We start from the raw sequence: 25,237 nt of genomic DNA, 5'->3' as shown, positions 1-25,237 counted from the left end.
GTCCCTGTCCATGAACGCTGTCGTTACCTCCGCCCTGCCGGTCTTCGCGCTGATCCTGACTGGCTGGCTCGCCGCCCGCTGGCGCATCCTGGGTCCCGGCGCCACCGACGCGCTGAACCGCTACGTCGTGTATCTGTCGCTGCCCGCGCTGCTGTTCCGCGCCATGACGCAGGTCGATCTGACGCATATGGCGCACTGGGGTTTCGTGGGCGCCTTCGCGGGCGGCATCGCCGTCACGTTCCTCGCCTCGTTTATCGGCGCGCGCGGCTCGCAGCGCGCGCTGACCGACCGTGGCATCCAGGGGCTGGCCGCGTCCTACGCCAACGCCGGCTACATGGGCATTCCGCTGTGCCTGGCGTTGCTCGGCCCTGACAGCATGGCGCCGGCCACCTTCACCACCCTGCTCACCGCAAGCGTGCTGTTCGGCTTTGCCATCGCCTTGATCGAGTTCGACCGCCAACAGACGCCCAATCTGTCCTTGACCCTGCTCAAGGTCGGCCGCGCGCTGCTGCGCAACCCCCTGCTGGCGGCTCCGCTGCTGGGCCTGGCCTGGGCCTTCACCGGCCTGGCGCTGCCGGAAGGCGTGGACCGCTACGTGGCCTTGCTGGGCGCGTCCGCCAGTCCCTGCGCGCTGGTCACGATCGGCCTGTTCCTGGCGCAGACGGAAACGTCCAGTTCGGGACCCGGCGTCATGCGCCTGGTCGCCGGCAAGCTGCTGCTGCAGCCCGCCGTCACGGCGGTGCTGGCGTTCTACGTCTTCGCCATGCCGCCGGTATGGGCCTGGACCGCCGTGCTGATGAGCGCGCTGCCCATCGGCACCGGCCCCTTCATGCTGGCGCAGATGTACGGGCGCGACGCCCGCGTAACCTCGCGCGCCATCCTGGTTTCCACCGTCGCATCGGTGCTGACCGTCAGCCTGCTGGTCGCCTGGATCAGCGCACACCCGATTTCCTGATCGTTCTTCATCATGCTGCTCGCCGTCGCCATCTTCGTACTCACCATCACGCTGGTCATCTGGCAGCCCAGGGGCCTGTCGATAGGCTGGAGCGCCGTGCTGGGCGCGGCGCTTGCCCTGGCCACGGGCGTGGTTCACCTGGCCGACATCGCGGACGTCTGGCGCATCGTCTGGAACGCCACCGCCACCTTCATCGCCATCATCGTCACCAGCCTGATCCTGGATGAGGCCGGCTTTTTCGAATGGTCGGCGCTGCACGTGGCGCGCTGGGGCGGCGGCCGCGGCCGGCTGCTTTTCGTGTTGATCGTGCTGCTGGGCGCCGCGGTTTCGGCGCTGTTCGCCAACGACGGCGCGGCGCTGATCCTTACGCCCATCGTCATGGAAATGCTGGTGGCGCTGGGCTTCGGCCCCGGCGCTTCGCTGGCCTTCGTGATGGCCGCGGGCTTCATCGCGGACACGGGCAGCATCGCATTGATCGTATCCAATCTGGTCAACATCGTGTCGGCCGACTTCTTCAATATCGGCTTCGGCGAGTACGCATCGGTGATGCTGCCGGTAAACCTGATGGCCGTGGCGTCCACGCTGGCGGTACTGCTGCTGTTCTTCCATCGCAGCATTCCGCCGCGCTACGACGTGAGCCAACTGCCCGCGCCCGCTTCCGCGATCCGCGACCTGACCACGTTCCGCGCCGGCTGGGTCGTGCTGACCCTGCTGCTGGCGGGCTTTTTCATCCTGGAACCCATGGGCATCCCGGTCAGCGCCATCGCCGCCGTCGGCGCGCTGGGCCTGCTGCTGATCGCGGGACGACAGCACATCGTCGGCACGCGCCGCATCATGCGCGAGGCGCCCTGGCACATCGTGGTGTTCTCGCTGGGCATGTACCTGGTGGTGTATGGCCTGCGCAACGCCGGGCTGACCGCGCACCTGGCGCAAGTGCTGGACCGGTGCGCCGAGTATGGCGTCTGGGGCGCGGCGATGGGTACGGGCCTGATCACCGCCTTCCTGTCGTCCATCATGAACAACCTGCCCACCGTGCTGGTGGGCGCGTTGTCGATTGCGGACACCAGCGCCACCGGCGCGGTGAAGGACGCGATGATCTACGCCAATATCATCGGCAGCGATCTGGGCCCCAAGATCACGCCGATCGGCAGCCTGGCCACGCTGCTGTGGCTGCACGTGCTGGCGCGCAAGGGCCTGCGCATCACCTGGGGCTACTACTTCAAGGTAGGCATCGTCCTGACCCTGCCGGTGCTGCTGCTGACGCTGGCCGCCCTGGCTTGGCGCCTGCAATAAGCGCCTATATAGCTTTTGGTTATATAAAAGGCATTAATTGGTGGTTTGATCCAAGCGTCCACCGCTTTAGACTTTCAAGCATCACACGGGTGCCTGCGCGCGCCCGTTTTGCTTTCTTACGTATCAAGATCCCGGGACTCGCCCATGAGCACCAACGCCTCGACTCTCCCCCTGCCTACCTCGGCCCTGCCGCCCATCCAGATCAACCGCAAGCCGCTGTGGATCGCCGTGCTGCTGGTGCTGGCAGGCGCCCTGTACCTGCATGAGACCGTCAGTTGGCGCCAGGGCGCGCTGTGGGTCGTCGGCGCGCTGCTGGGCGTGACCCTGTACCACGCCTCCTTCGGCTTCACGCAGGCCTGGCGCGTGTTCGTGTCCGACCGCCGCGGCGCGGGGCTGCGCGCGCAGATGCTGATGCTGGCCGCAGGCGTGCTGCTGTTCTTCCCCTTCCTGGCAGCCGGCACGTTGTTCGGCCAACCCGTCAGCGGCTTCGTGTCGCCCCCGGGAGTCTCTGTCCTGCTGGGCGCCTTCCTGTTCGGCATCGGCATGCAGCTGGGCGGCGGTTGCGCCTCGGGCACGCTGTTCGCAGTCGGCGGCGGCAACACGCGCATGGTGGTCACGCTGCTGTTCTTCATCATCGGCTCGGTCATTGCGACCGCCAACTTCGGCTGGTGGTCGAACTTGCCGGCGCTGGCGCCGACCTCGCTGATCAAGACCTGGGGACTGGCGCCCGCGCTGGCCATCAACCTGGCCGTGTTCGCGCTGATCGCGTGGGCAGCCACGGCGTTGGAGAAGCGCCGCCACGGCCATGTGATTTCGTTCGCCTCGCGTACCGCGCGCCCGGCGTCCCTGCTGCAAGGCCCCTGGCCGCTGATCTGGGGCGGCGTGGCGCTGGTAGTGCTGAACTTCGCCACGCTGGCGCTGGCTGGCCGCCCCTGGGGCATCACCTCCGCCTTTGCGCTGTGGGGCGCCAAGACCCTGGACGCCTTCGGCGGCGACGTGGCCACCTGGGCCTACTGGGCCAAGCAGCCCTCGCTGGCCGCGCCGCTGCGCCAGGACGTCACCACCGTCATGGACATCGGCCTGATGCTGGGCGCGCTTGCCGCCGCCAGCGCCGCCGGCAAGTTCGCCCCCATCTGGAAGGTGCCGGCCCGCTCGCTGGCCGGCGCCGTCATCGGCGGCCTGCTGCTGGGCTATGGTTCGCGCCTGGCCTTCGGCTGCAATATCGGCGCCTATTTCAGCGGCATCCTGTCGGGCAGCCTGCACGCCTGGCTGTGGCTGCCGGCCGCCTTCGCCGGCAGCGCCCTGGGCGTGCGCCTGCGCCCGGCCTTCGGCCTCGCCGTCGAAAAGACCCCGGCGGCGTCCAGCTGCTGAGAAACAGTATTCCAGGACTGTCCGCCGGCACAGGGGGACAGCTCCTGGTGTATGGTTGCTCCATCCCGAAATACGGAGATGGACATGAGCTGGATTTTCGGCCGCTACACGGCTTTTTTACTGACCCTGATCGGCGCCGCAATCACCGCCGCCCTGGCCGCGGCCAGCTCGCCCTGGTGGCTTTGGCTGGCTGTGCCGCTGACGCTGCTGGCCGCGCTGGGCGTCTATGACCTGGCACAGACACGCCACGCCATCCGCCGCAACTATCCGGTCCTGGGCAATCTGCGGTTCCTGTTCGAATTCATCCGGCCCGAGATCCGCCAGTACTTCCTGGAAGACGACACGCAGGCCGCGCCATTCTCGCGCGCGCAGCGCTCCATCGTCTATCAGCGCGCCAAGCGCGAAATCGACAAGCGTCCCTTCGGCACCCAGGAAGACGTCTACGGCGATCGCTACGAATGGATCAACCATTCCATGTCGCCGTCGCAAATCCCCGACATCGACTTCCGCGTCACGGTGGGCGGCCCCGAATGCAAGCAGCCCTACTCCATGTCCGCGTTCAACGTGTCGGCCATGAGCTTCGGCGCCTTGTCGGCCAACGCCGTCCTGGCCCTGAACGAAGGTGCGCGCCAGGGCAACTTCGCGCACGACACCGGCGAAGGCGGCATCAGCCGCTATCACCGCCAGCCGGGCGGCGGCCTGGTCTGGAACATCGGCTCTGGCTACTTCGGCTGCCGCGACGAACACGGCGCTTTCTCCGAAGAGGCCTTCGTCAAGAATGCCTGTACGCCGCAGGTCAAGATGATCGAGATCAAGCTGTCGCAAGGCGCCAAACCCGGCCATGGCGGCATCCTGCCCGCGGGCAAGGTGACGCCGGAGATCGCCGAAGCGCGCGGCGTCGTGGCCTGGCAGGACTGTAATTCGCCGGCCACCCATTCCGCCTTCGATTCGCCCATCGGCCTGATGAAGTTCGTGGCGCGCCTGCGCGAACTGTCCGGCGGCAAGCCGGTGGGCTTCAAGTTCTGCGTGGGCCACCCTTGGGAGTGGTTCGCCATCGTCAAGGCCATGCTGGAAACCGGCATCACGCCGGATTTCATCGTGGTGGACGGGGCCGAGGGCGGCACCGGCGCCGCGCCCGTGGAGTTCGTCGACCACGTCGGCACGCCGCTGCGCGAGGCGCTGCGCCTGGTCCACAACACGCTGATCGGCGTGAACCTGCGCGACCGCATCAAGCTGGGCGCGTCCGGCAAGATCATCACCGCTTTCGACATGGCCCGCGTCATGGCCATGGGCGCGGACTGGTGCAACGCCGCGCGCGGCTTCATGTTCGCCATCGGCTGCATCCAGGCCCAGGCCTGCCACACCGGCAAATGCCCCACCGGCGTCACGACCCAAGACCCGCTGCGCCAGCGCGCGCTGGTGGTGCCGGACAAGGCGCAGCGCGTGGCGAATTTCCACCGCAACACGCTGCATGCACTGGCGGAACTGCTTGCCGCGGCCGGCCTGACCCACCCCGGCCAGCTGCGCCCGCACCATATCGCGCGCCGCATCTCCTCCAGCGAAATCCGGCTGCTGTCGGCCCTGTTCCCGGAACTCGCGCCCGGCGAACTGCTGCGCGGAGAATTCCGCCACCAGGTGTTCCGCGCGGGCTGGGCCATGGCCCAGGCCAGTTCGTTCCAGCCTACCCACGACATCACAACCGCATTGGCGCAAGAACATGCCGCCCATGCCACGCCGGCCGCCGCACAGGTCTGATCCGGCTGGCGCCGGGCGCTACAGCCAGCGCTCGAACATGCGCGAGAAGAACTCCATCGAACGGTCACCCACGCCCCTGGCCTGCCAGGCCTCGGGCGTGATCCGCACCGACTCGGCGAGATCGCGCTGGAACAGCGCCTCCATTTCGGCCGCGAATTCAGGCCCCAGCACTACGGCATTGATTTCGTAGTTCAGCGCAAAGCTGCGCCAATCCAGATTGCTGGACCCCACCGTGGACCACACGCCGTCCACCACCGCGGTCTTGGCATGCAAGAGCGCATCGCGCCGCTCGTAGATTTTCACGCCGGCCCGCAGCAGGTCCGTATAGTGCGAACGTCCCGCATGGAACACCAGCGACGAGTCGCTAAAGCCAGGCAACACCAGCGCCACGTCGACGCCGCGCCGGGCCGCGTCCGTCAGGACTTCGATGAAGGCGGGATCCGGCACGAAGTACGCCATGGTGATATGGATGTATTCCTGCGCGCTTTCAAACGCCGACATCAGCGTCAGGTAGACGGTGTAGCCATCGCTGCGGTCCGGCTGATTGGCCAGTATCCGCACCGTCGTTGCACCCACGGGCGGCGCCACCTGTGAATCGCCCCCCTTGATCGGCTCCTTGGACTGGGATTCCCAACCCGCGCGGATGACCTGCTCCAGCTGGGCCACTGCGGGCCCTTCGATGCGCAGATGCGTGTCGCGCCAGGGCGCCGCCTTGGCGTCTGTGGCTGCCGGTGAATCGGCTTTGCCGGCGCCCTTTCCCGACCCCGACCCCGAGCCCGAACCCGAACCTGATCCAGATCCTGGCGAGGACTCGTAGACGCTGCTCACGTTGATGCCGCCCAGATAGCCGACCTTGCCGTCCACGACCAGCACCTTGCGATGGTTGCGTTGGTTCGGCGACCAGCCCGCACGGCCGCTCGCCGGGTTGACCGGATTGAAGATCGCGACTTGTACGCCCGCATCGCGCAGGCGCTGGAACAAGGCATCGGGCGTCTTGATCGTGCCGACCGCGTCGACCATCAAGGACACTTCGGCGCCGCGGTTGCGCGCCGCAATCAGGGCTTCGGCAAAGCGCGAACCCTCGGCATCGTCATCGAAGATATAGGTTTCCATGTGCACGTACCGGCGGGCCTGCGCGATGGACTGCAGCATGGCGCGGTAGGTGCTGGGGCCGTCCGCCAGCAGCCGGACACGGTTGCCGGCCACCAATGGCGCGCCGCTGACTGCCTGCTCGACAGCAAGGTGACGCGCGAGAAAATCGCTCTTGGGAGTCCGCGGATCGGCGGCGATGCCCTGCCCGCGGCGATAGCTGTCTGACGCCGCGTCGGCCGACAGACTGGCCTGCGATGCGCGCGCGCGGCGCTCCTGCGAGTCAGGAACGCTGGCGCAGGCCGCAAGCAAGACCGCGCACACCAGCGGCAACAGGAGCCGGCGTGCGCGGGCCATCCACGGCCACCAATCCCGCCGCAATCCCGACCGGCGCGCAGCCCCGGGCGGCTTCATGGCGTCAGGGCTTAGCGGCGGCCGCCCGAGGCCAGGAGGCAGCCTAGCAAGGCGCCCACCAGCGCCGCTACGCCCACCGACTTCCAGGCATGTTCATGCACGTACTCGTCAGCATAGGCGGTTGCGCGGCGCGCGCGTTCCCGCGCCGCGCCCTCCCAATCGCCGGCGGACTCGCGCGCGTCGGCCAATTGGCGCTTCAGGCGAGCTCGCGCCGACTCGATCTCGGAGCCCGTATACGACGCCGTCGACCGCAGCAGGTCTTCCGTACCCGCCAGCAATTCGTGGAAGCTGTCGCTCACCCGTTCACGGTGCAGGGCCATTTCGGCGCGTTGATGCTTTCGGTTCATGGTCGCTCCTTGTAATTGTCGGGCCTCGCGGAGTCGGGCCGCCTGATGCGATGCAACACGCCGCATTCACGTGCCTGTGCAACGCAAGATGCCATTGTGACCGCCATCGCCCGACCCCGCCCGAGCTTTGGCAACCAGCCGTAAACCGATATTTCAACGCAAGCAAAAGTATCGCGTGTATCCGCTGCGACGCCCGGCGGCCGGTCTCCTCGCAAGCCTCTTCCAAATTCGTAAAAGTCCATTGCATTCAGCGGCTTGGCGCTTGACACCGGCCCCGCCCTGACGGCCACAATAGACTTTTGCAATGCGCCAGAACCGCCTGGTCTGAGCCTCCCAACGCCGCGCCTCCCGACCGCCAGCCGCCCCATCCGAGGCGCCCCGGCGACGGGCCGTCCCGACGACAGAAAAGGAACAGGACGCATGGTTTCGCCTTCCGCACTGTTTGCCCCCGCCGCGCCGAAATTCATCGCGCAAGAGTCGCAGCCTCCCAGCGCCGAGCAGCTTGAACTGCACGAAGGCTTGGTGGCGCGCCACGCGCACATCGATCCCAAGTTCCTCTATGACGCGCTGGGTTCGGCGCTCTTCACCGCCATCACGCAGCTCCCTGAGTACTACCCGACGCGCTGCGAGTCCGAGATCTTCCAGCTCCACGGCGCCGATATTGCGCGCCACGTCGGACCGGTGCTCTCGATGATCGACCTGGGCGCGGGCGATTGCGTCAAGGCTGAACGCCTGTTCCCCAGCCTGCGTCCGCGTCATTACGTGCCCATCGACATCTCGGCCGACTACCTGCAAGCGGCAGTGCGCCGCCTGCAGCTGTCCTACCCCGACCTGCAAATCACCGCCATCGGCCAGGACTTCACGCACGCGTTGGCTCTGCCGGCCAGCATTCCGGCCGAACAGCGGCTGTTCTTCTATCCCGGCTCCAGCATCGGCAACCTCAGCCCCGCGGACGCGCACGCCATGCTGCGGCGAATCCGCGGACAGTGCGCGGGCGGCGGCTTGCTGGTGGGCGTGGACCGCGTCAAGCCCAAACAAGTGCTGGAGCCCGCCTACGACGATGCGCTGCACCTGACCGCGGCCTTCAACCTGAACCTGCTGCGGCACGTGAACAGCGTGCTGGACGCCGATTTCGACGTGGACGACTGGCGCCATGTGGCGCTGTTCAACAGCGCCGACTCGCGCATCGAAATGCATCTGGAAGCGTTGCGCGCAGTGCGCGTAGCGTGGCCAGGAGGCGCGCGCGCGTTCGGCGCCGGCGAACGCATCCACACTGAAAACTCCTACAAGTTCACTCCCCAAGCCTTCGCCGACCTGCTGCAAAGCGCCGGCTACCGCGACGTCGCGCACTGGTCGGATTCCCGCGGCTGGTTCTCGATTTTCAGCGCCCGCGCATAACCCGGGCCTGCCCTCAACGCCACTGGAGGATCGCCATGGAACCTGCGTGCCTGCTGACTCACCCTGCCACCGGACCTTACGCTGCCGGCCAGGCGGGCCAGCACGACCGCTACGATGCGGTGCGCTCGACCAGCACGGCCCTGGCCGCCCCGCTGAGTCCCGAGGATTGCCAGGTGCAATCCATGCCGGACTGCAGCCCGGTCAAATGGCATCTGGCCCACACCACCTGGTTCTTCGAGACCTTTCTGCTGACGCGCTTTCACCCGTCCTATGCGGTCTTCCATCCGCAGTACCGCATGCTGTTCAACTCCTACTACAACGCCGTCGGCGCCAAGCATCCGCGTCCGCGCCGCGGCCTGCTGTCGCGTCCCGCGCTGACGGAAGTGCAGCACTACCGCCGGCATGTGGACGGCGCGATGCATGAACTGATCTCGCGGCTGGGCGGCAACGATCCCGCCTTCGACGCCTTGTTGGAACTGGGCCTGAATCATGAGCAGCAGCACCAGGAGCTGATCCTGACCGACCTGAAGCACATGCTGTCGGCCAACCCGCTCAAACCGGCCTACGTCGCACCCGGCCCGCCTGCACTGCCGCCCTCCACACCCGCCGGCTGGACGCGCTATGCCGGCGGCATCACCCGCATCGGCCATGACGGCAATGGCTTCGGATTCGACAACGAAGGTCCGGCCCATGACGTGCTGCTGGCCCCGTTCCACCTGGCCGACCGGTTGGTGACCCAGCATGAGTACCTGGCCTTCATCCGGGACGGCGGCTACAAGCGGCCCGAACTCTGGCTGTCGCTGGGCTGGGACATGGTCTGCGCTGAGGGCTGGCGCGCGCCGCTCTACTGGGAAGGACAGCGCGACGATTGGCGCATCTTCACGCTGCGCGGCATGCAGGAACTCGAACTGCAGGCGCCGGTCACGCACGTCAGCTATTTCGAGGCCGATGCCTACGCCCGCTGGGCGCGCGTGCGGCTGCCGCGCGAAGCCGAATGGGAACATGCCGCCCGCCAACTGCCCGAAGGCGCGCTGGCCGGGCGCGCCAACATGCTGGAGAACGGCCACCTGGACACGCGCCCGGCCCCTGCGCGCAACGGCACGGGCGGCCCCGTGCAACTATTCGGCGACGCCTGGGAATGGACCTCCAGCGCCTACGACGCCTACCCCGGCTTCAAACCCGACAACGGCGCGGTAGGCGAATACAACGGCAAGTTCATGTGCAACCAGTACGTCCTGCGAGGCGGCTCCTGCGCCACGCCCAGGGACCACATCCGCCCCAGCTACCGCAATTTTTTCCCGCCCGAGGCCCGCTGGCAGTTCTCGGGCATCAGGCTGGCGCGAGACGCCTGACGCGTTTCTTTGAAATTTGATCGCTGATCGCTTGCACGCATCAAAAATTTCGTGCTAGAATTTCGTTCTTCGTTGATCACTGATTGCGACACAGATGTGACGCAATCCAGGGATTAATCGAAATGGCGCATTAGCTCAGCCGGTTAGAGCGACGGAATCATAATCCGCAGGTCCCCTGTTCGAATCAGGGATGCGCCACCAAGATTCAAAGCCCGGAACCACTTTGGTGGCTCCGGGCTTTTTCGTTGTGGCGCCCGATCTCGGCGCATTCGAAGCCCCCTATCTTCAGGGCAACCGCACCGCGTCGCGCCGCCTCCCGCCCCAGGTCGCCGCCAGACTGGCCACGAAGGCGCCGATCAGCATCGAGGCGAAGCCCCACAGCGCGAATGCTGCCGCGGCCTTGCGGGCCTGGTCTGCGGCCTCCTTGGCCTTTTGCCGGGCGTCGTCGGCAGCCTGTTTCATGTTCTGCACGGCCTGCTCGACGCGGCGCTGCGCCGCCGCCGGCTCCATGCCGGTCTGCGCAGCCACGACCTTCACGACATAGTCGCGGTCCTCGCCCGTCATCGAGCCGCGCGCCGCGCTCATCGCCATGATGCGGCCCACCTCTACTCTCGCGCCGTTGCGGTCGACGCTGGCGTCGGGCCGTTCGGAGCGCAGCAAGGCGTCTGAAAAGTAGCCCTGCATCTGCGACATTCCCTCGCTCCCGCCCGCGGCAGCGGCGGCCGTCGCAGCCGTGCCGGCGCCGGCCGCCACGGCTGCGCCCGCCTTGGCGACGCCCGAAGCCAAGGCCGCGATGGAAGCGCCCAGCAGCACGGCGCTGACGACCGCGCTCAACGCCCACACCAGAAAGCCGTGTGCTGTGTCGCGAAAGTAAACCTCGTCAGAGTGCACGTCGACCCATTTGGTGCGCAGCCGCCCCGCGACGTAGCCGCCGATGCCATAGGCAACGATCTGCGTGGCCAGCATCCACACGATGAGGCCGATGCCTATTGCAGGCGCGGTCGCGCCCTCGCCGCTCCAGGGTGAAACAGAAAGAAAGCCCAGCCCGGTGCCGCCAGCGAACAATGCCAGGGAAAGGGCTGCGGCGATGACCGCCCCGGCGATCACCGCGGCCCAGGATACGGCCGAGATGGCGGATTCCCTGGGCGGTACGCCGCCGGGATAGGGCTGGCTCAATGAAGTTGCGTTTTCCATGGATCTGTTCCTTGTTCACGGTTCATCGCGGCTGCTCGAATACGTACCGCCGCGGCGGAAAACCTCTCGGTTCAATGCCAAAAAAGCGCCAGCAGGATGATGATGGGAATGGGCACGCCCAACAGCCACAGCAAGATGGAACGCATAAAGCCTCCTTGGATGATGTCCTGCGCGTTGCGCGCAGCGCTCAGGCCAGGTCGATCGTGCCGGGCGCGCGCGGATTCGGCGGCGGCTGCACGGGATCGATGACGTCGGGATCTCTGCGCGGCCGCGTCGGATCCAGCGGCGGGTCGTCCGGCGGCGGATTGTTGGGAAAGGCGGGATCGTCGGGTTCGGGCGGGTCGCCCCCGCCGGGTTCGCGATGCATGGACTGGGACATGGCTTGCTCCTGAAAGCGACGCCAGACGCGCCGCCCAGTCCCATCAGCAAACCGCATTCCCGGCCCGTTGCGCGTGAATGCAAAAAAGCCCTCTGTGCGAGGGCTTTCAGGCGTGCGCAGCCGGCGGGGTCAGGATTTGCTCTTGCCTTCCCTGGCCGGTTCGGCGGCTTTCTGCCCGCCGCTGCCCAGGAACTCAACGACGGCGGCCTTGCCCGCGGCGGAGGCTTCGTCCTGGCTGGCATAACGCCTGGGCGAATAATTGGTGCTGCGCACATTGCCGGATTCGGGATCAAACAAGGTGATGATCCAGGCGAATTCTCCCGGCATCAATTGCCTGACTTGCAACGTGGCGCGCGTGCCTGGGCGCAGTTGCGGCATGGGGCGGCCTTTAACGTGACTCGACGCCGCCATCGTAGCGCAAGACGCGCCGGCGCAAGACGCGCCGGCGCAAACCCGGCGCTGGCGACACGGCCATGAATGCTGCGACCGCACATGAATTCATGCTGCACACCCCGCAGCAAAAACACCACAAACCGCGCATTGCGTCAGGAAAACCCTAGGGCCTGTTGCGCCAATACAGGCGCACAATCAATACAAACATCTAGACCGCTCAGCGGCAGCCGCATCCCTTTAATCAGGCGAGGACGGAGACAACATGACTTATGTAGCAGTGGTTATCAGCTGTTTGATGGTTGTGGGTATCGTCGCGTTGGTGATTCAAACGGTTCAAAGCGCAGGGTCCGAACCCTGGCTGAGAATCTCGGCGGCGATTACCAGTTCCTTGTTTGCTTCACTCTTGTTGATTCCGCTCGGATACGCGGTCGCGCAGACCGTGCTGATCGAATAATTCCATCATTGCAATGCATGCGCCTGGGGCTACGCGCCCCGGGCGGCTTTGCCGCGCGTTGCGGCCCAGCACAGCAGCGACCCGGCGGTCACCATGGCCACGCCCTGCCAGAACGACGCGGTCAGGCGGGTCGACAGCCACACCGCGGCAAAGAATGTTGAAAAGACCGGGGTGAAGTAGGACGCCGTGGCCAGCAAGGTCAGGTTGCCTTTGAGTATCCCTACGTTCCACAGCGCATAGCCCGCTGCCATGGCGCCGCCGGTCACCAGCAGCTCCAGCGTGGCGGGCCACGTGAAGGCCAACGCAGGCTCGGCGCCCGACAGGTACTTGATCCACAGGGCAAGCGCGGTCAGCATGAAGAACAAGGCAACGCCGTTCTTGCCATCGGCGAATCGCGTCGTGACGTTGCAATAGACGGCCCAGATCACGGCGCCGCTGAAGGCCAGCCCATAACTGAGGGGATTGCTGGACACGTTGGCGAGGGTGCGCTCCCAGGATAGCCCGCCGGATCCGCCCAGGACCCAGACGATGCCGGCAAGCGACAGCAGTATGCCGGGCACTACCCACGCATTGGCGCGCTGGCCATTGATGAGCATGGCCAGAATCACGGTAAAGCAGGGCCAGAGATAGTTGACGATACCCAGCTCGATCGCCTGCCCCCGATTGGCGGCGAATCCCAGGGAGAGCGAGAGGCAGATCTCGTAGGCAACGAACAGCAGGCTACCGACGATGAGATAGGAACGCGGAAAGGCCCGCAGCTTCGGAAAGCCCAGCAGCAGCACCAGGAACGCCGAACCCGCCGTGTAAATGAGCGCGGCGCCGCCGACCGGCCCAAAGCTTTCGCTGACGCTGCGGATCAGGCCGACCACGGTGCCCCATAGCAGCACCGCCAGCAAGCCCAGTGAAGTCGCCGTGTTCCGGCTCAGGGAGAGTTGCATTACCGATTCCGATTGCCCGCCTTGGGGCGTCAAGCCGGGCAGTTTAGCGAAAAGCCGCACGTCCCGCGGCGGCGCTCCGCCTTGCAATGAAGCCAGCCCCCCCCCGTATTCAGAATGCCCGCCAGAACAATGCAGAAAAAGGAGCAAGCCCCGCATGACCATATCCACACGCAGATTGAGCGACGTGCTGGCCAGCACGGAATCGGGCCGGCTCTACCGAATTGAGGTGTTCTTGCGGGCGGAAATGCCGGGAACAGCCGCGGCCCGGCCTAGCGCGGCCCGGCCTGACGCGGCCCGGCCTGACGCGGCCCGCTACATACACCGCACCACCGAGGGGGAGCTGGTGTTGCCGCTGGATCGGAACCGGTACAGGCTGAAATCGGGCGAAGTCCTGACCGCCCTGGCGCCGCCGCTCTCCGAGTCCTGAGGCGCGCGGAGCTACTGATCCGCCTCCACCCTGCGCTTGCCCTGTCCCTTGGCCTTGTACAGCGCCCGGTCCGCGCGCTCCAGCAATTCGCGCACGGTGACGCCGGATTGCGGATACACGGCAATGCCCACGCTGGCGGACACGGCGACAGTGACGTCGGGATACGGCAGGGACAGGTTTTCGACCAGCGCCTGCGCGACATGCCCGGCGTTTTCCTTGTCCGCGCCCAGCAGCAGGACCGCGAATTCATCGCCCCCAAGCCGCGCCGCCACGTCGGACACGCGGATCGCGTCTGCCATGCGCTCCGCCGCTTCCTGCAGCACGGCATCGCCGGCGGCGTGGCCATGCAGGTCGTTGACCGCCTTGAAGCCGTCCAGATCGATCGCCAGGATGGCGAAGGATTCGCCGCTGCGCTGCGCCACCGCCAGCTCGCGCAGCACCAATTCGTTGAACAGCACGCGGTTGCACAGGCCGGTCAGCGGATCGTAGTGCGCCAGGTGCTGGGCATGCGTCAGCATGCGCGAGGCCTGTACCAGGGCGCCGCCCACTTCCGCAACCTCTTTGACGCGCGTACCCGGCACCGTCACCGCATGCCCCTTGCCCAGCGCCAGCGCCGGCGCGACCAGGCTCTGCACGGACGAGGTCAGGCGGCTGGCCAACCGCAAGGCCAGCAGCAAGCCCAGGCCGAAGGCCAACAAGGTGCCCAGGGCAATCCAGGCGATGGAGCGGTAAAGATCCGTGGTCAGCAGACTCATCGGCGCGCCGGCGGCAACCGTCCAGCCGGATAACGACGAGCGGCTGAAGGCGGTGTAGACGGGCGTGCCTTCCTTGGTAATGGTTTCCAGCGAGCCCTCGCTTTCCTGCTGCACCGCCCGCGCCAGTTCGGGAACGGCCTTCTGGCCCACGAATTTCGAGGTGTCTCGTGTGCGCGCGAGGATCGTGCCGCTGTCGTCCAGCACGGCTGCCACCCAGCCGTCCGGCAGGGCGCGCCTGCCCAGCAGATTGCCGATGCGTTCAGGCAGGATGCCAACGTTCAAGCTGTATGCGACCTCGCCGTTGCGCAGCACCGGCACGCCCAGCGCAATCAGGGGGCCTTGATTGACCCTGCTGGTGAACAGCCCCGTCAGCACCGCCGTGCGCGTCTGGAAAACGTGGGCCAGCTCGGCGGACGCGCCGGTCGGCGGCAAGGCGTTGCCGAACGGCACGGACGTATTGATCAACTGGCGGCCATCCTTGTCGGTCAGGACATAGCTGTCGATGATCTGGAAACGCACGGATTCACGCGCCCGCCGATGAAAACCGGCCAGATCGCCGGCGACGAGATCTGGCGACGACGCCAGCATTTGCAGGCCGGCCTCCACGCCGGTGAGTTCGCGGTCGAGAATCGCGGTGAGATTGCGCGCCAGGAATATCGTGTCGCGGAAGATCCGCTCTTTCTGGATGACGTAGCTTTCGTAGACCGCCACGGACGCCATGACCAGCGCGGGCGTGATACACGCGAACACGAGTGTGAGCAGGCCCGTGCGCATGGAATAGCGGCGCGGCCGACGCGTCCGCGCGACGGCCAGGCTCTCGGCGTCAGCCACGGGGGCCTCGCCTTGCGACGTCCGCAAACGTCGGCCTGCCGATCGAAACCACACCTCTGGACCCATGCGCCTCCCGATACGCTCCGCTCGGCCCACGGCCAGAGGACGAACGAACGTCAGAAATTATTGCAGAAGTTCGCAATCGCACAATCCGCGCCATGGGAATCCCCTCGCCGCGTCAAGACGGATGTGGCGTAACTGGCGCGTCCCCAATTTACTACAGAGGCGCGCCGCCGGGTACGTCTACCGGTCTTCCAGATCCGGGGTGCCGGTGAACTGGGTCTTGAGCAGCGTCAGCGCCCCTTTTTCAGCCAGCGCCTCATTGGGAAACACATGCTTGGTGTCTTCCAGCACCGGGAATCCGAAGACCCGCACCCGGGCGTGGTAGCCGTCGGGCGTCTCGGCGAATTCGATGTCGAAGTTGCGTTCTTCGATCCAGCCCGATCGATGCAGTTTCCATTCCATGTCCGACGCGCTCCCGAAAAGTCGAGGTTGATACGACAGGCCGGCCCCGATGGAAGCCGGCCTGCTACACCATACACCCGTCTTGCAACGGACGGACTGGCGGGCGATCCGCCGCGCCTACTTTCGGGCGCGCGACTTGTCTGCGGCGTCGTCCGTGAATCCTTCCACCGGCGGGGCAAACAAATCCCAGCTTGCCATGAACAGCGCGGCAATCAAGGGGCCGATCACGAAGCCGTTCAGGCCGAACAAAGCCATGCCGCCCAGCGTGGATATCAGCACGACATAGTCCGGCATCTTGGTGTCCTTGCCAACCAGAATGGGGCGCAGCACGTTGTCCACCATGCCGATGACCAGCACGCCGAAGAGGATCAGCACGACGCCTTTGATCGTGGCCCCGGTCAACAGGAAGTAGATCGCGACCGGAGCCCAGATCAACCCCGCGCCGATCGCCGGCAGCAAGGACAGAAAGCCCATGATCACGCCCCACAGCAGCGCACCCTGGATCGACAGGATCGAGAAGATGATGCCGCCCAGCGCGCCCTGCGCCGCGGCCACCGCGACGTTGCCCTTGACGGTGGCGCGCACCACGGTGGTGAACTTGCGCAGCAGATGCTGCTTGTGCGTGTCGCTCAGCGGCATGGCGCGCTTGAGCCGCGCCGATAGCTGCGGGCCGTCGCGCAACAGGAAGAACAGCAGGTACAGCATGATGCCGAAGCTGATCACGAACTGGAACGTGTCCTGCCCTATGTTCAAGGCCTGGGTCGCCAGGAACTGGCTGGCCTGCATGGCGCCCGCGCTGAGTTTTTCCTGCAGGCTCGGTATGTCGGCCAGGTCGAAGCGCGACAGCAGATCATGCACCGACGGCGGCAAAGCCGCCATGGCCTGCTGGAAATAGTCGCCGAAGTTGATCTGCCCGGACTTGACGCTCTGATAGAGGTTCGCCCCTTCGCGCACCAGCGATCCGCTGATGACGATGAGCGGCAGGATCACCAGCAGCAGCACCAGCAGCAAGGTGATCAGCGCGGCCAGGTTGCGCCGTCCGCCGATGCGCGCCACCAGCCGGCGCTGCAGCGGCGCAAAGATGATGGCAAGGACAGCGCCCCAGAAAACAGCGCCGTAGAAAGGCCACAACAACCAGCCGAATGCGATGGTGACCACCACCAGCAGGAGCAGAAAGGTTCTGTAGTGCATGCTGGAAGATTCGCTCATATTACGTCCCAGGCTCGGCTGACGCCGCGAGACCCGCATTGTACAAAGCGCCGTTCAGCGGGCGTCCTGCGGCTGCCCGGCAGCCTGGCGCAAGACGGCGCGCGCGTGCTCCAGAACATCCGACTGCGCGTTCAATCCCTGCAGGCGCAGGTTCAGCTCCTGCTGCAGCGTGGGCGTGGCGACACGCGCCTGCCCGTCCGTCAGCAGGATGTCCTGCGCATGGGCGGCGACGAAATCCGCCACGCCCAGCGCATCGCGCGCCACCGCGTCCATGGCGGCCGCGGCATCCAACACCTCGGCCGCGGGCGCCGTCACGGCTTCGTCATAAACACCGTCGTAGACGGGCGCCAGATCGGCCGGGAGCGCCAGCGCCGCACGCGCCTTATCCGCCTTGGCCTGGGCCCGCTGCACCTCGGCTGCCTGCTCGGCCAGCGTCTTGCGCGCGGCCTCCAGGCGGTCCCGCCGTTCCACGATATCGGCCACGGAACGCAGGGTCTCGGCTTCCGACGCGTCACGCATGGACGCCGCTGCCTGCGTCAGGATTTCCTGAAAATCGGCGATGACCTCATAGGCATCGGCATAGCCGCCGATGGCCTCCTTTTCAGGTTCGCTCAGGCTGCCGATGGGCAGCAGCGACGCGCTGTTCATCCGGCTTTGCAGCAGCTGGATGAAGGCGGCCCGCTCCTGGGGTTCCTTGTTGACGCAGGCCGACAGAAACAGCATCGATGCCATCGCCAGGCCCAGCAGGCAAGCTCGCAGCAATGCCATGCCCATCCTCCTTGCATGCGGGTTCGCGAAACCGGCGCCGCCCGCGAACCGGGCGGCCGCCCTCCGGCAGATTATCCCGAAGGCGCTTTCCGACGCTGCCAGCGGGCGGATTTTGTTGCTATCGAAGCGTGTTGACACAGGGGGCGCCGCCCGCATCATGGCTCCAGGGGATACGCCATGGCGCAGCGGCGGGCAGGATCAAAACCCATGGCCGCCTCATGGCTCAGGCGCGTCCGCAACCCGGGCGAGAGTTCCTCTGTCGCGACGTCGACGAAACCTTGCCGCAGATAAAACGGCCTGTTCCAGGATAGTTCGCGGTCGGTGGTCAGCACCACGAACCGGTAGCAGCCGGCATTGCGGGCATGCGCACACACGGCGGCCAGAAGCGCCCGGCCCAGGCCACGCCCCTGCCACGGCAGCGCTACCGCCATTTCGGCCAGGTAGAGATCGCCATCCATGGGCCGGGTCAGCGCAAAGCCTGCGGCTTGGCCCTCGCCTTCTGCGATCCAAAGCAATCCGGCCGCCTGCGCCTGCGCCAGCTCGGCGTGCGGCGCCGTATCGTCGCCGGCGGCCCACGCCATGTGCGTGCCCAGGAAGCGCCGCGCGGCGGAGCGTTCGATATCGGCCAGGCTGGCCAGGTCTGAAGGTCGTGCGAGTCTGATCATAGGCATGGCAGTATGCCTGATGCGGGCCCGTAGTCCGATCCCATAAAATGGCGTTTTCCGCCATTACGGCCCTGCAACACAGCTCAGCCCCAAGACATGACTCAAAACGCCACCTCCGATACCTGGGGCTTTGCCCATCCCGATTGCCGCGGCGCGGCCGCCCTGCTGTTCTTCATGACCGATCTGGCGCGGGTGGTCAACCAGTACCTGAGCCCTGGGCAATTGTCCGACGAGGCGCTGGCCGACGCGCAAAAGGCGGTCGACGCCTTGCTGGCCCGCTATGTGGAGATCCAGGCCGCCCCCGAAGCCTTCGACAACGAGCGCATCGAACTCGCCCTGGAAACCGAAAACCAGCCGGACGGCCAGACCAGCGCGCAAGTGGCGCTGCGCATGTCGCCGCGCCTGGAAGGCCTCATCATCGAAGCCCAGCGCCAGGCTCGCCCGGCAACCCATTAAAGGCCAAGGACGGGGGAGGAGTCTCCTCCCTACCACAAAACACTTGCCAAAAGCATCAACTGCCTGTAATATTACTGGTTGAGTTCTGCCGTTTTCGCCAAATTCCATACGAAAAAACGCGGTGATAAACGACGGCGCTGGCACTGAGGCCTGTACATCAGCCCCTCCCCAGACGCCGAAGCAGACCCTCGAAAACATCCAAGCCCAAGCATCCCGTCCCATTTGCGAAAACCGCAAATCCGGATTGCGGCCTGGAACAAGACGCCTTCACCAAACCGCCAGTCCGGCTTGGCAAGAAGCAACAAGACAATCAGCGGCGCTTACAACACGCGCAAGCGACGATTACCGATAACCGCGCCGCAATCAGCAGGGCCTGCCTGTCCTGCACGAACCCTCGGGCCGCGTACGTCCGCACGCATGCTTTGCGCATGTTCGCGCATCGCGCAGCCCGAAACGATGCTGTCCCGGACTGATGGACAGCATTGCGCCGCCTGGCCGTGCGCGCAAAACATGAGAATGCGCAAAAGGACGGCGGCAAATATGCGTTAGTGTCACGACACGCCTGTCCGATTCGATACGGCTGGCAGCGGCACGCGGCAGGAATGCTGCACGCCACGCGACCAGACGCGGCTTTTCCCATAACTAGAAACCAAGAGAACAAACACCATGAATACTCGTTTCACGACTTCGGACCTGATCCGACGCCCGGCCCATACCACGCTGGACAACATGCCGATCCATATCGGCGACATCGTTTACCTGAAGCCCGCAAATGGCCCGGAAATCCGCGCCACGGTCATCTACAACGCGCCCATCGACGGCACGACCACCTACACGACGGAAGTCGTGCCCTGCGGCGCACCCGCGCAAAAGGCCCCCGGCCAGCGCATCCGCTTCCGCCATGAGCACGTGCATCGCATCGAACCGGTGCGCAGCGCCACTCACTGAAGCGGTACCCCGCCCCGTTGCGCCAGCAACGGGGCAATTTGTGCGTGATAAAGTCCCCGGCAATACAGCCCTGGCGATCCCACCATGCAGAACAACCGTCTCGCGGTCCACATCTGGGACCTTCCCACCCGCCTCTTCCATTGGGCGCTCGTCGTCTGCATCGTCGGCGCGTTCGTCAGCGTGAAGCTGGGCGGCCTGTACATGGACTGGCACGTGCGCTTCGGCTGTACGGCGCTGGGCCTGATCCTGTTTCGCCTGCTGTGGGGATTCGTCGGCCCGCGCTACGCCCGCTTCTCGCACTTCGTGCGCGGCCCGGCGGCCGTGGCCCGCTATCTGAAGGGCGCCGCGGCGCCCGCAGGCCACAACCCGCTGGGCGCGCTATCGGTGCTGGCGCTGCTGCTGGTCATCGGCTTCCAGGCGCTCAGCGGCCTGTTCACCACCGACGACATCATGACGCAGGGCCCCTTGTTCGGCCACGTCAGCGAATCCATTTCCGCCGCCATGACGTCCTGGCACAAGCTGAACGAGTGGGTCATCCTGGCCCTGGTCGCCCTTCATATTGCAGCTGTGCTCTGGTACGCGCTGGTGCGCCGCAAGCGCCTGGTGCGCGCCATCATCACCGGCAAGGTCGATGCCAAGGACGTGCCCGCCGGCACGCCCCCCACGCAGGACGGTTTCGCTGTCTGGCTGCGCGCGCTGGTGCTGGGCGCCTGTGTCACGGTCCTGGTACTGTGGATCCGGTCGCTGGAAGTCGCGGCCGACATGTCTTTTTCCTGACGGCTCACGCAGCGCGAAAACAGCGCTGCGGCCCACTCAACGCCGCGCCTCGATCAAGTGCCGCGTCGAATGGGCCACGAACGGCTCTCCGCCGCGCATCCGCTCATGCAGCGCCAACAGGGCATCGCGATACTTCGCCACCGAAAAATCGGGCACCCACCACACGCACTTGCGCAGGATCCAGATCACGGCGCCCACGTCATGGAACACCATCTGGCAGCGGGCCGTGCGCAAGTCCGTCACGGTCAATCCCGCAGCCTCCGCGGCGGCCGCTTCATCCTGCGGATCGCGCTGGCGCCGCGCCGCTGGCAAAGGCCCCAGGAAATGCTCGATCAGTTCGAAGGCCGAAGCCGGCCCCACATGCTGGGCGAAGTAATGCCCGCCCGGCCTGAGGACCCGGCGGACTTCTGCCCAATCCGGGCTCACGGGATGCCTGGACGTCACGAGCTCAAACGACGCATCGGCAAACGGCAAGCCAGCGCCCGGCGCAGTCTGCACTAGCCGCACGCCACGAGCGGCCAGGCGTTCATGCGCTTTCCTGGCATTGGCCGGCCAGGCTTCGGTCGCGCACATCGTCGGTGGAAAGTACGGAGCCTCGTCCAGCACTTCGCCGCCGCCCGTATCCAGGTCCAGCGCCGACCGCACTGTGGCCAGGCGCTGCGCAAGCAGCCTGGCGTAGCCCCACGGCGGACGCTCCTCGGAAGCGCGCCCCGTCAGCCAGCCGAAGCCCCACCCGCTGATATCGGCGGCGTCGGCCTCTGCCACCAGTTCATCAAAGGATTTCATCCCCTCTCCCCTGCGCGGGACCGACGCGCAATCCCAGGGACTCACGCTCGGCAACGCCATAAAAAAAAGCGCCAACGGTTACGCTGGCGCCTCTTTGTCCATATGCCGTCCGCGGACGGCAGGCGCTTTATTTCTTCTTGCGATACGCGTCGTGACAGGCCTTGCAGCTTGCGCCGACGTCGCCGAATGCAGCGCGCAGCTTGTCCAGGTCGCCGGCATCGGCAGCAGCCGACAGCTTGACGATATTGTCCTGGAAGGCCTGCTGCTTCTGCTTGAAGCCCGCGGCGTCGCTCCAGACTTCAGGACGCGCGTCACCGCCTTCGGTTCCGGCGCCAAAAGCCGTCCACGGCAAGGCCGACAAGGTCTTCAGCACTTCCACATTGGCCTTGATCTGCGCGGCGTCATAGGGCTGCTGGCCCTTGACCACCGGCGCCATGCGGCCGAAGTGGGAAGCCATCAGCGTCAGCGCCGACTGGCGGTACTTGATGGCGTCCTCGGGCTTGGCGAACTGCGCGGACGCGCTCGTCGCCAGCAGGGGCCCAACCGTCATACAGGCCAACGCGGCGAGCGTGGACAACTTCTTCATTGCAATCTCCCGTAAGGTCAACAGAAGCCGCGCACCCCGGGCGCGCGGCAAGGCGACTATACCGCCCGGGCCAAGTCAGCGGCCAGCCCGATGTAGGAGCGCGGGGTCATCGCCAACAGGCGCGCCTTGGGCTCTTCGGGCAGGGCCAGGCCCTGGATGAATTCTCGCAGGCCTTCCTCGGTGATGCCCTTGCCGCGCGTCAAGGCCTTGAGCTGTTCGTACGGCTGCGGCAGGCCATAGCGGCGCATGACGGTCTGCACCGGCTCGGCCAGCACTTCCCAGCAGGCGTCGATGTCGGCGTCGATGGCGACGGTGTTGACTTCAAGCTTGCCCAGGCCGCGCATGCAGGCATCCCAAGCCACCAGGCAGTAGCCCAGGCCCACGCCCAGGTTGCGCAGGACGGTGGAGTCGGTCAGGTCGCGCTGCCAGCGGGAGATCGGCAGCTTGTCCGCGAGGTGGCGCAGCACGGCGTTGGCCAGGCCAAGGTTGCCTTCGGAGTTTTCGAAGTCGATCGGGTTGACCTTGTGCGGCATGGTGGAGGAACCGACCTCGCCTTCCTTCAGGCGCTGCTTGAAATAGCCCAGCGCCACGTAACCCCAGACGTCGCGATCCAGGTCCAGCACGATGATGTTGGCGCGCGTGATGGCGTCGAACAGGGCCGACATCCAGTCATGCGGTTCGATCTGGATGGTGTGGCGGTTCTGGGTCAGGCCCAGGCCGGCCAGCACGCGCTGGCTGAAGGCGGGCCAGTCGATTTCGGGGTAGGCCGACAGGTGCGCGTTGTAGTTGCCGGTGGCGCCGTTCAGCTTGGCCAGCGGTTCGACGGCCTCGACCGCGGCGATGGCGCGGTTCAGGCGCGCGGCCACGTTGGCGAATTCCTTGCCCAGCGTCGTCGGGCTGGCGGGCTGGCCGTGGGTACGCGACAGCATGGGCTGATCGGCCTGGGCCACCGCCATGTCGTTCAGCTTGGCGGCGAGTTCGCGCAGGCGCGGCACCACGACCTCGTTGCGGGCGCGCGTCAGCATCAGCGCGTGCGAGGTGTTGTTGATGTCCTCGGAGGTGCAGGCGAAGTGGATGAACTCGGCGGCGCGGGCCAGCTCGGCGTCATCGGCCACTTTTTCCTTCAGCCAGTACTCGACGGCTTTGACGTCATGGTTGGTGACGCGTTCGATGTCCTTGATGCGGGCGGCGTCGGCCTCGGAGAAGTCGCGCACCAATTGTTGCAGGCGGGCGCGGGCGGCTTCGGAGAAGGCGGGCAGCTCCGGCAGGCCGGCGTCGGACAGCGCGACCAGCCAGGCCACCTCGACCTCGACGCGGTGCGCCATGAAACCGGCTTCGGAGAGCAGGCCGCGCAGCGCGTCGCCCCGGGAAGCGTACCGGCCATCCAGTGGCGAAAGGGCGTTGAGTTGGCTGAGCTGATCGGCGATTTGCATGGTCTGGAAGAGAAAAAGCGGGGAATGAGCGAATCGGGCGATTTTATCATCCGGAAGCGCGCAACATTGTGGCAAACTGACGAAGATTCCGGCCTTTTGGCCGTCTTGCCGTCATGCGGCCTGCTATACTTCGGCCGCTTTCCGACTCCGCTTGTGACTCCATGAAACTGATCGGCTCGCTTACCAGTCCTTACGTGCGCAAAGTGCGTATCGTCATGGCCGAGAAAAAGCTGGACTACCGGCTTGAACTCGAAAACGTCTGGTCCGCCGACACGCAGATCCAAACGTACAACCCGCTGGGCAAGGTACCTTGCCTGGTCATGGAAGATGGCGGCGCCCTCTTCGATTCGCGCGTCATCGTCGAATACGTCGACACCCTGTCCCCTGTTGCCCGCCTGATTCCTCAGCCGGGGCGCGATCGCGCCGCGGTCAAGTGCTGGGAAGCCATCGCCGATGGCCTCCTGGACGCCTGCGTGACCATCGTCAAGGAAAACCAGCGTCCCGAGGCTCAGCGCAGCCCCGAATGGATCGAGCGCCAGTATTCCAAGATCCATGCCAGCCTTGACGCGATGAACAAGAGCCTGGGCGACAACGCCCACTGCATGGGCATCAACTACAGCCTGGCCGACATCGCAGTCGGCTGCGCGCTGGGCTATCTGGACCTGCGCTTCGCCGCGCTCGACTGGCGCACCAACCACCAGAACCTGGCCCGCCTGTACGACAAGCTGTCGCAGCGCCAGTCCTTCATCGATACCGTTCCAGGATAAGCCCCCCCCGAGGCGCTGCGCGCCTCCCCCCAGGGGGCGCCGCTACGGACCGGCGGAGCCGGATCCGTGCGGCCCGGCTTCTACTTGGCCTCGCCCCTGCTCCGCCCGCGCTTCCGTTCTGCCTTTGCCTCTGCGCCGCCTGTGCTTCTGCATCGGCGGCGCTTTTGCGTGAGCTGCGCCTTTCTATCGGCGCAGCCCTACCTGGCTCAGGCGTTGAACGTCTGCCAGGCCTTGAACAGCATGTACGCGGCCAGCGCGAACAGCAGGCAGGCGAATACGCGCTTCAGGGTCTGCACCGGCAGGCGGTGCGCCATGCGCGCACCCAAAGGCGCCGTCAGCACGCTGGTACACACCAGCGCAATCAATGCCGGCCAGTAGATGTAGCCCAGCATTCCCGGACGTGTCTCGCCCGAGTTCAGGCCCGACACCACGTAACCGACGCTATTGGCCAGCGCGATGGGAAAGCCCAGCGCGGCCGAAGTCGACACCGCGTTGTGCAGGGCCACGTTGCACCAGACCATGAAAGGCACCGACAGGAAACCGCCGCCCGCGCCCACCAGGCCGGACAGAAAGCCGATGCCCGCGCCGGCCGCGCTGGTGCCCACCACGCCCGGCATCTGGCGGCTGGGCTTGGGCTTCTTGTTCTGCAGCATGCTCCAGCCGGAATAGCCGACGAACAGCGCGAAGAACAGCGACAGCCACAGCGTGCTGAGCGCGGCAAAGACCGCGCCGCCCGAAAGGAGGCCGCCGATGATGATGCCCGGCGCCATCGCCCAGACGATGTTCCATTTGATCGTGCCGCGCTGCTGGTGCGCCCGCACGCTGGAAATGGAAGTGAACAGGATCGAGGTCATCGACGTGGCGATGGCGGCATGCACCACCAGGTCGGCAGGCATGCCCTTCCACGCGAACAGCATCGTCAGGAAAGGCACCAGCAACATGCCTCCGCCTATGCCCAGCAGGCCCGCGGCGAAACCCACCACGCCGCCCAGCACCAGCAGGCAAATCACCATCGTTACATCCACAACTGTC

At 66.0% G+C, this 25,237-nt stretch carries 27 protein-coding genes and 1 tRNA gene; 13 read left to right on the top strand and 15 right to left on the bottom strand.

Annotation, left to right across the window (positions count from 1 at the left end):
* Nucleotides 1-10 precede the first annotated feature (10 nt).
* From HV793_RS24200 to HV793_RS24185, 4 genes are all read left to right on the top strand, one after another.
* Nucleotides 11-955 (top strand): AEC family transporter, encoded by a 945-nt coding sequence (locus tag HV793_RS24200; RefSeq protein WP_175181687.1) that lies wholly within the window; start codon nt 11-13, stop codon nt 953-955.
* 12 nt (nt 956-967) lie between these two features.
* The gene (locus tag HV793_RS24195) at nt 968-2,248 is read left to right on the top strand and encodes an arsenic transporter (protein WP_054451123.1); all 1,281 of its coding nucleotides are present in this window, start codon (nt 968-970) and stop codon (nt 2,246-2,248) included.
* A gap of 144 nt (nt 2,249-2,392) precedes the next feature.
* Entirely contained in the window at nt 2,393-3,619 is a 1,227-nt protein-coding gene (locus HV793_RS24190) for a YeeE/YedE family protein (RefSeq protein WP_119450519.1), read from the top strand.
* An 84-nt stretch (nt 3,620-3,703) separates the two neighbouring features.
* Nucleotides 3,704-5,374, top strand: coding sequence for an FMN-binding glutamate synthase family protein (locus HV793_RS24185; protein ID WP_175181688.1), 1,671 nt, complete (start codon nt 3,704-3,706; stop codon nt 5,372-5,374).
* Nucleotides 5,375-5,392: 18 nt separating this feature from the next.
* Here the strand turns inward: HV793_RS24185 and HV793_RS24180 are convergent, their stop codons facing one another.
* Both HV793_RS24180 and HV793_RS24175 read right to left on the bottom strand, forming a co-directional pair.
* Nucleotides 5,393-6,820, bottom strand: a complete 1,428-nt coding sequence (locus HV793_RS24180) for a phospholipase D-like domain-containing protein (RefSeq protein WP_125473629.1) — start codon at nt 6,818-6,820, stop codon at nt 5,393-5,395.
* Nucleotides 6,821-6,888: 68 nt separating this feature from the next.
* The gene (locus HV793_RS24175; protein WP_054451119.1) at nt 6,889-7,224 is read right to left on the bottom strand and encodes an ElaB/YgaM/YqjD family protein; all 336 of its coding nucleotides are present in this window, start codon (nt 7,222-7,224) and stop codon (nt 6,889-6,891) included.
* A 420-nt stretch (nt 7,225-7,644) separates the two neighbouring features.
* Between HV793_RS24175 and egtD the strand changes: the two genes are divergently transcribed.
* From egtD to HV793_RS24160, 3 genes are all read left to right on the top strand, one after another.
* The gene (gene egtD, locus HV793_RS24170; protein ID WP_175214028.1) at nt 7,645-8,622 is read left to right on the top strand and encodes an L-histidine N(alpha)-methyltransferase; all 978 of its coding nucleotides are present in this window, start codon (nt 7,645-7,647) and stop codon (nt 8,620-8,622) included.
* A 35-nt stretch (nt 8,623-8,657) separates the two neighbouring features.
* Nucleotides 8,658-9,974 carry an ergothioneine biosynthesis protein EgtB gene (egtB, locus tag HV793_RS24165; RefSeq protein WP_125473627.1) on the top strand — a complete coding sequence of 439 codons (1,317 nt, stop codon included), beginning with the start codon at nt 8,658-8,660 and terminating at the stop codon, nt 9,972-9,974.
* 124 nt (nt 9,975-10,098) lie between these two features.
* Nucleotides 10,099-10,175, top strand: a tRNA-Met gene (locus HV793_RS24160).
* 84 nt (nt 10,176-10,259) lie between these two features.
* Here the strand turns inward: HV793_RS24160 and HV793_RS24155 are convergent.
* From HV793_RS24155 to HV793_RS24145, 3 genes are all read right to left on the bottom strand, one after another.
* Nucleotides 10,260-11,168: a hypothetical protein gene (locus HV793_RS24155; protein WP_175214027.1), complete on the bottom strand. Its 909-nt coding sequence runs from the start codon at nt 11,166-11,168 to the stop codon at nt 10,260-10,262.
* A gap of 187 nt (nt 11,169-11,355) precedes the next feature.
* The gene (locus tag HV793_RS24150) at nt 11,356-11,547 is read right to left on the bottom strand and encodes a hypothetical protein (protein WP_054451115.1); all 192 of its coding nucleotides are present in this window, start codon (nt 11,545-11,547) and stop codon (nt 11,356-11,358) included.
* Between the two features lie 129 nt (nt 11,548-11,676).
* Nucleotides 11,677-11,925 (bottom strand): hypothetical protein, encoded by a 249-nt coding sequence (locus HV793_RS24145; RefSeq protein ID WP_119450523.1) that lies wholly within the window; start codon nt 11,923-11,925, stop codon nt 11,677-11,679.
* Between the two features lie 277 nt (nt 11,926-12,202).
* On the opposite strand from HV793_RS24145, the gene HV793_RS24140 reads away from it, so the two are divergent.
* On the top strand, nt 12,203-12,394 hold the full coding sequence (locus tag HV793_RS24140) for a hypothetical protein (protein WP_054451113.1): 192 nt from the start codon (nt 12,203-12,205) through the stop codon (nt 12,392-12,394).
* A 29-nt stretch (nt 12,395-12,423) separates the two neighbouring features.
* Here HV793_RS24140 and yddG read toward each other — a convergent pair whose 3' ends face one another.
* On the bottom strand, nt 12,424-13,332 hold the full coding sequence (gene yddG, locus HV793_RS24135; protein ID WP_280528345.1) for an aromatic amino acid DMT transporter YddG: 909 nt from the start codon (nt 13,330-13,332) through the stop codon (nt 12,424-12,426).
* 154 nt (nt 13,333-13,486) lie between these two features.
* Here yddG and HV793_RS24130 point away from each other — a divergent pair, with 154 nt between their 5' ends.
* On the top strand, nt 13,487-13,759 hold the full coding sequence (locus HV793_RS24130) for a hypothetical protein (RefSeq protein ID WP_054451111.1): 273 nt from the start codon (nt 13,487-13,489) through the stop codon (nt 13,757-13,759).
* A gap of 11 nt (nt 13,760-13,770) precedes the next feature.
* Here HV793_RS24130 and HV793_RS24125 read toward each other — a convergent pair whose 3' ends face one another.
* From HV793_RS24125 to HV793_RS24105, 5 genes are all read right to left on the bottom strand, one after another.
* Nucleotides 13,771-15,345 (bottom strand): GGDEF domain-containing protein, encoded by a 1,575-nt coding sequence (locus tag HV793_RS24125; protein WP_054451110.1) that lies wholly within the window; start codon nt 15,343-15,345, stop codon nt 13,771-13,773.
* Between the two features lie 243 nt (nt 15,346-15,588).
* On the bottom strand, nt 15,589-15,810 hold the full coding sequence (locus HV793_RS24120) for a hypothetical protein (protein WP_054451109.1): 222 nt from the start codon (nt 15,808-15,810) through the stop codon (nt 15,589-15,591).
* 117 nt (nt 15,811-15,927) lie between these two features.
* Nucleotides 15,928-17,019 carry an AI-2E family transporter gene (locus HV793_RS24115; RefSeq protein ID WP_175214026.1) on the bottom strand — a complete coding sequence of 364 codons (1,092 nt, stop codon included), beginning with the start codon at nt 17,017-17,019 and terminating at the stop codon, nt 15,928-15,930.
* A gap of 54 nt (nt 17,020-17,073) precedes the next feature.
* On the bottom strand, nt 17,074-17,787 hold the full coding sequence (locus HV793_RS24110; RefSeq protein ID WP_175214025.1) for a DUF3053 family protein: 714 nt from the start codon (nt 17,785-17,787) through the stop codon (nt 17,074-17,076).
* 155 nt (nt 17,788-17,942) lie between these two features.
* Nucleotides 17,943-18,458 (bottom strand): GNAT family N-acetyltransferase, encoded by a 516-nt coding sequence (locus HV793_RS24105; protein ID WP_244958690.1) that lies wholly within the window; start codon nt 18,456-18,458, stop codon nt 17,943-17,945.
* 90 nt (nt 18,459-18,548) lie between these two features.
* On the opposite strand from HV793_RS24105, the gene HV793_RS24100 reads away from it, so the two are divergent.
* The 3 genes from HV793_RS24100 to HV793_RS24090 all read left to right on the top strand — a co-directional run bounded on the left by HV793_RS24100 (nt 18,549) and on the right by HV793_RS24090 (nt 20,633).
* Complete coding sequence (locus tag HV793_RS24100) at nt 18,549-18,908, top strand: hypothetical protein (RefSeq protein WP_119450525.1); 360 nt, start codon at nt 18,549-18,551, stop codon at nt 18,906-18,908.
* Between the two features lie 666 nt (nt 18,909-19,574).
* Nucleotides 19,575-19,856 carry a hypothetical protein gene (locus HV793_RS24095; protein WP_054451105.1) on the top strand — a complete coding sequence of 94 codons (282 nt, stop codon included), beginning with the start codon at nt 19,575-19,577 and terminating at the stop codon, nt 19,854-19,856.
* A gap of 84 nt (nt 19,857-19,940) precedes the next feature.
* Nucleotides 19,941-20,633 (top strand): cytochrome b/b6 domain-containing protein, encoded by a 693-nt coding sequence (locus tag HV793_RS24090; RefSeq protein ID WP_054451104.1) that lies wholly within the window; start codon nt 19,941-19,943, stop codon nt 20,631-20,633.
* Between the two features lie 36 nt (nt 20,634-20,669).
* Here the strand turns inward: HV793_RS24090 and HV793_RS24085 are convergent, their stop codons facing one another.
* From HV793_RS24085 to purB, 3 genes are all read right to left on the bottom strand, one after another.
* On the bottom strand, nt 20,670-21,419 hold the full coding sequence (locus tag HV793_RS24085; RefSeq protein ID WP_175214024.1) for a class I SAM-dependent methyltransferase: 750 nt from the start codon (nt 21,417-21,419) through the stop codon (nt 20,670-20,672).
* A gap of 127 nt (nt 21,420-21,546) precedes the next feature.
* A complete protein-coding gene (locus tag HV793_RS24080) occupies nt 21,547-22,005 on the bottom strand; it encodes a c-type cytochrome (RefSeq protein ID WP_054451102.1) in 459 nt (152 codons plus the stop codon).
* A gap of 56 nt (nt 22,006-22,061) precedes the next feature.
* On the bottom strand, nt 22,062-23,438 hold the full coding sequence (gene purB, locus HV793_RS24075; RefSeq protein WP_054451101.1) for an adenylosuccinate lyase: 1,377 nt from the start codon (nt 23,436-23,438) through the stop codon (nt 22,062-22,064).
* Between the two features lie 161 nt (nt 23,439-23,599).
* On the opposite strand from purB, the gene HV793_RS24070 reads away from it, so the two are divergent.
* Nucleotides 23,600-24,205, top strand: a complete 606-nt coding sequence (locus HV793_RS24070) for a glutathione S-transferase (protein WP_054451100.1) — start codon at nt 23,600-23,602, stop codon at nt 24,203-24,205.
* 206 nt (nt 24,206-24,411) lie between these two features.
* Here the strand turns inward: HV793_RS24070 and HV793_RS24065 are convergent, their stop codons facing one another.
* On the bottom strand, nt 24,412-25,230 hold the full coding sequence (locus HV793_RS24065) for a sulfite exporter TauE/SafE family protein (RefSeq protein WP_054451099.1): 819 nt from the start codon (nt 25,228-25,230) through the stop codon (nt 24,412-24,414).
* Between the last annotated feature and the right edge of the window lie 7 nt (nt 25,231-25,237).

It is taken from the genome of Achromobacter aegrifaciens, from assembly GCF_902859965.1.
Taxonomy (GTDB): domain Bacteria; phylum Pseudomonadota; class Gammaproteobacteria; order Burkholderiales; family Burkholderiaceae_B; genus Achromobacter; species Achromobacter aegrifaciens.
This window is presented reverse-complemented; position numbering and strand designations above follow the sequence as displayed.

Excerpts from the sequence above, each read along its gene's own strand:
- HV793_RS24085 (WP_175214024.1), bottom strand. The coding sequence starts at position 21,419 with ATGAAATCCTTTGATGAACTGGTGGCAGAGGCCGACGCCGCCGATATC.
- egtB (WP_125473627.1), top strand. The coding sequence starts at position 8,658 with ATGGAACCTGCGTGCCTGCTGACTCACCCTGCCACCGGACCTTACGCT.
- HV793_RS24105 (WP_244958690.1), bottom strand. The coding sequence starts at position 18,458 with ATGCCTATGATCAGACTCGCACGACCTTCAGACCTGGCCAGCCTGGCC.
- HV793_RS24095 (WP_054451105.1), top strand. The coding sequence starts at position 19,575 with ATGAATACTCGTTTCACGACTTCGGACCTGATCCGACGCCCGGCCCAT.
- HV793_RS24190 (WP_119450519.1), top strand. The coding sequence starts at position 2,393 with ATGAGCACCAACGCCTCGACTCTCCCCCTGCCTACCTCGGCCCTGCCG.
- HV793_RS24175 (WP_054451119.1), bottom strand. The coding sequence starts at position 7,224 with ATGAACCGAAAGCATCAACGCGCCGAAATGGCCCTGCACCGTGAACGG.
- HV793_RS24150 (WP_054451115.1), bottom strand. The coding sequence starts at position 11,547 with ATGTCCCAGTCCATGCATCGCGAACCCGGCGGGGGCGACCCGCCCGAA.
- HV793_RS24115 (WP_175214026.1), bottom strand. The coding sequence starts at position 17,019 with ATGAGCGAATCTTCCAGCATGCACTACAGAACCTTTCTGCTCCTGCTG.
- HV793_RS24070 (WP_054451100.1), top strand. The coding sequence starts at position 23,600 with ATGAAACTGATCGGCTCGCTTACCAGTCCTTACGTGCGCAAAGTGCGT.
- HV793_RS24200 (WP_175181687.1), top strand. The coding sequence starts at position 11 with ATGAACGCTGTCGTTACCTCCGCCCTGCCGGTCTTCGCGCTGATCCTG.
- purB (WP_054451101.1), bottom strand. The coding sequence starts at position 23,438 with ATGCAAATCGCCGATCAGCTCAGCCAACTCAACGCCCTTTCGCCACTG.
- HV793_RS24155 (WP_175214027.1), bottom strand. The coding sequence starts at position 11,168 with ATGGAAAACGCAACTTCATTGAGCCAGCCCTATCCCGGCGGCGTACCG.
- HV793_RS24185 (WP_175181688.1), top strand. The coding sequence starts at position 3,704 with ATGAGCTGGATTTTCGGCCGCTACACGGCTTTTTTACTGACCCTGATC.
- HV793_RS24110 (WP_175214025.1), bottom strand. The coding sequence starts at position 17,787 with ATGGCATTGCTGCGAGCTTGCCTGCTGGGCCTGGCGATGGCATCGATG.
- HV793_RS24145 (WP_119450523.1), bottom strand. The coding sequence starts at position 11,925 with ATGCCGCAACTGCGCCCAGGCACGCGCGCCACGTTGCAAGTCAGGCAA.
- HV793_RS24140 (WP_054451113.1), top strand. The coding sequence starts at position 12,203 with ATGACTTATGTAGCAGTGGTTATCAGCTGTTTGATGGTTGTGGGTATC.
- HV793_RS24080 (WP_054451102.1), bottom strand. The coding sequence starts at position 22,005 with ATGAAGAAGTTGTCCACGCTCGCCGCGTTGGCCTGTATGACGGTTGGG.
- HV793_RS24180 (WP_125473629.1), bottom strand. The coding sequence starts at position 6,820 with ATGGCCCGCGCACGCCGGCTCCTGTTGCCGCTGGTGTGCGCGGTCTTG.
- HV793_RS24120 (WP_054451109.1), bottom strand. The coding sequence starts at position 15,810 with ATGGAATGGAAACTGCATCGATCGGGCTGGATCGAAGAACGCAACTTC.
- HV793_RS24195 (WP_054451123.1), top strand. The coding sequence starts at position 968 with ATGCTGCTCGCCGTCGCCATCTTCGTACTCACCATCACGCTGGTCATC.
- HV793_RS24090 (WP_054451104.1), top strand. The coding sequence starts at position 19,941 with ATGCAGAACAACCGTCTCGCGGTCCACATCTGGGACCTTCCCACCCGC.
- egtD (WP_175214028.1), top strand. The coding sequence starts at position 7,645 with ATGGTTTCGCCTTCCGCACTGTTTGCCCCCGCCGCGCCGAAATTCATC.
- HV793_RS24130 (WP_054451111.1), top strand. The coding sequence starts at position 13,487 with ATGACCATATCCACACGCAGATTGAGCGACGTGCTGGCCAGCACGGAA.
- yddG (WP_280528345.1), bottom strand. The coding sequence starts at position 13,332 with ATGCAACTCTCCCTGAGCCGGAACACGGCGACTTCACTGGGCTTGCTG.
- HV793_RS24100 (WP_119450525.1), top strand. The coding sequence starts at position 18,549 with ATGACTCAAAACGCCACCTCCGATACCTGGGGCTTTGCCCATCCCGAT.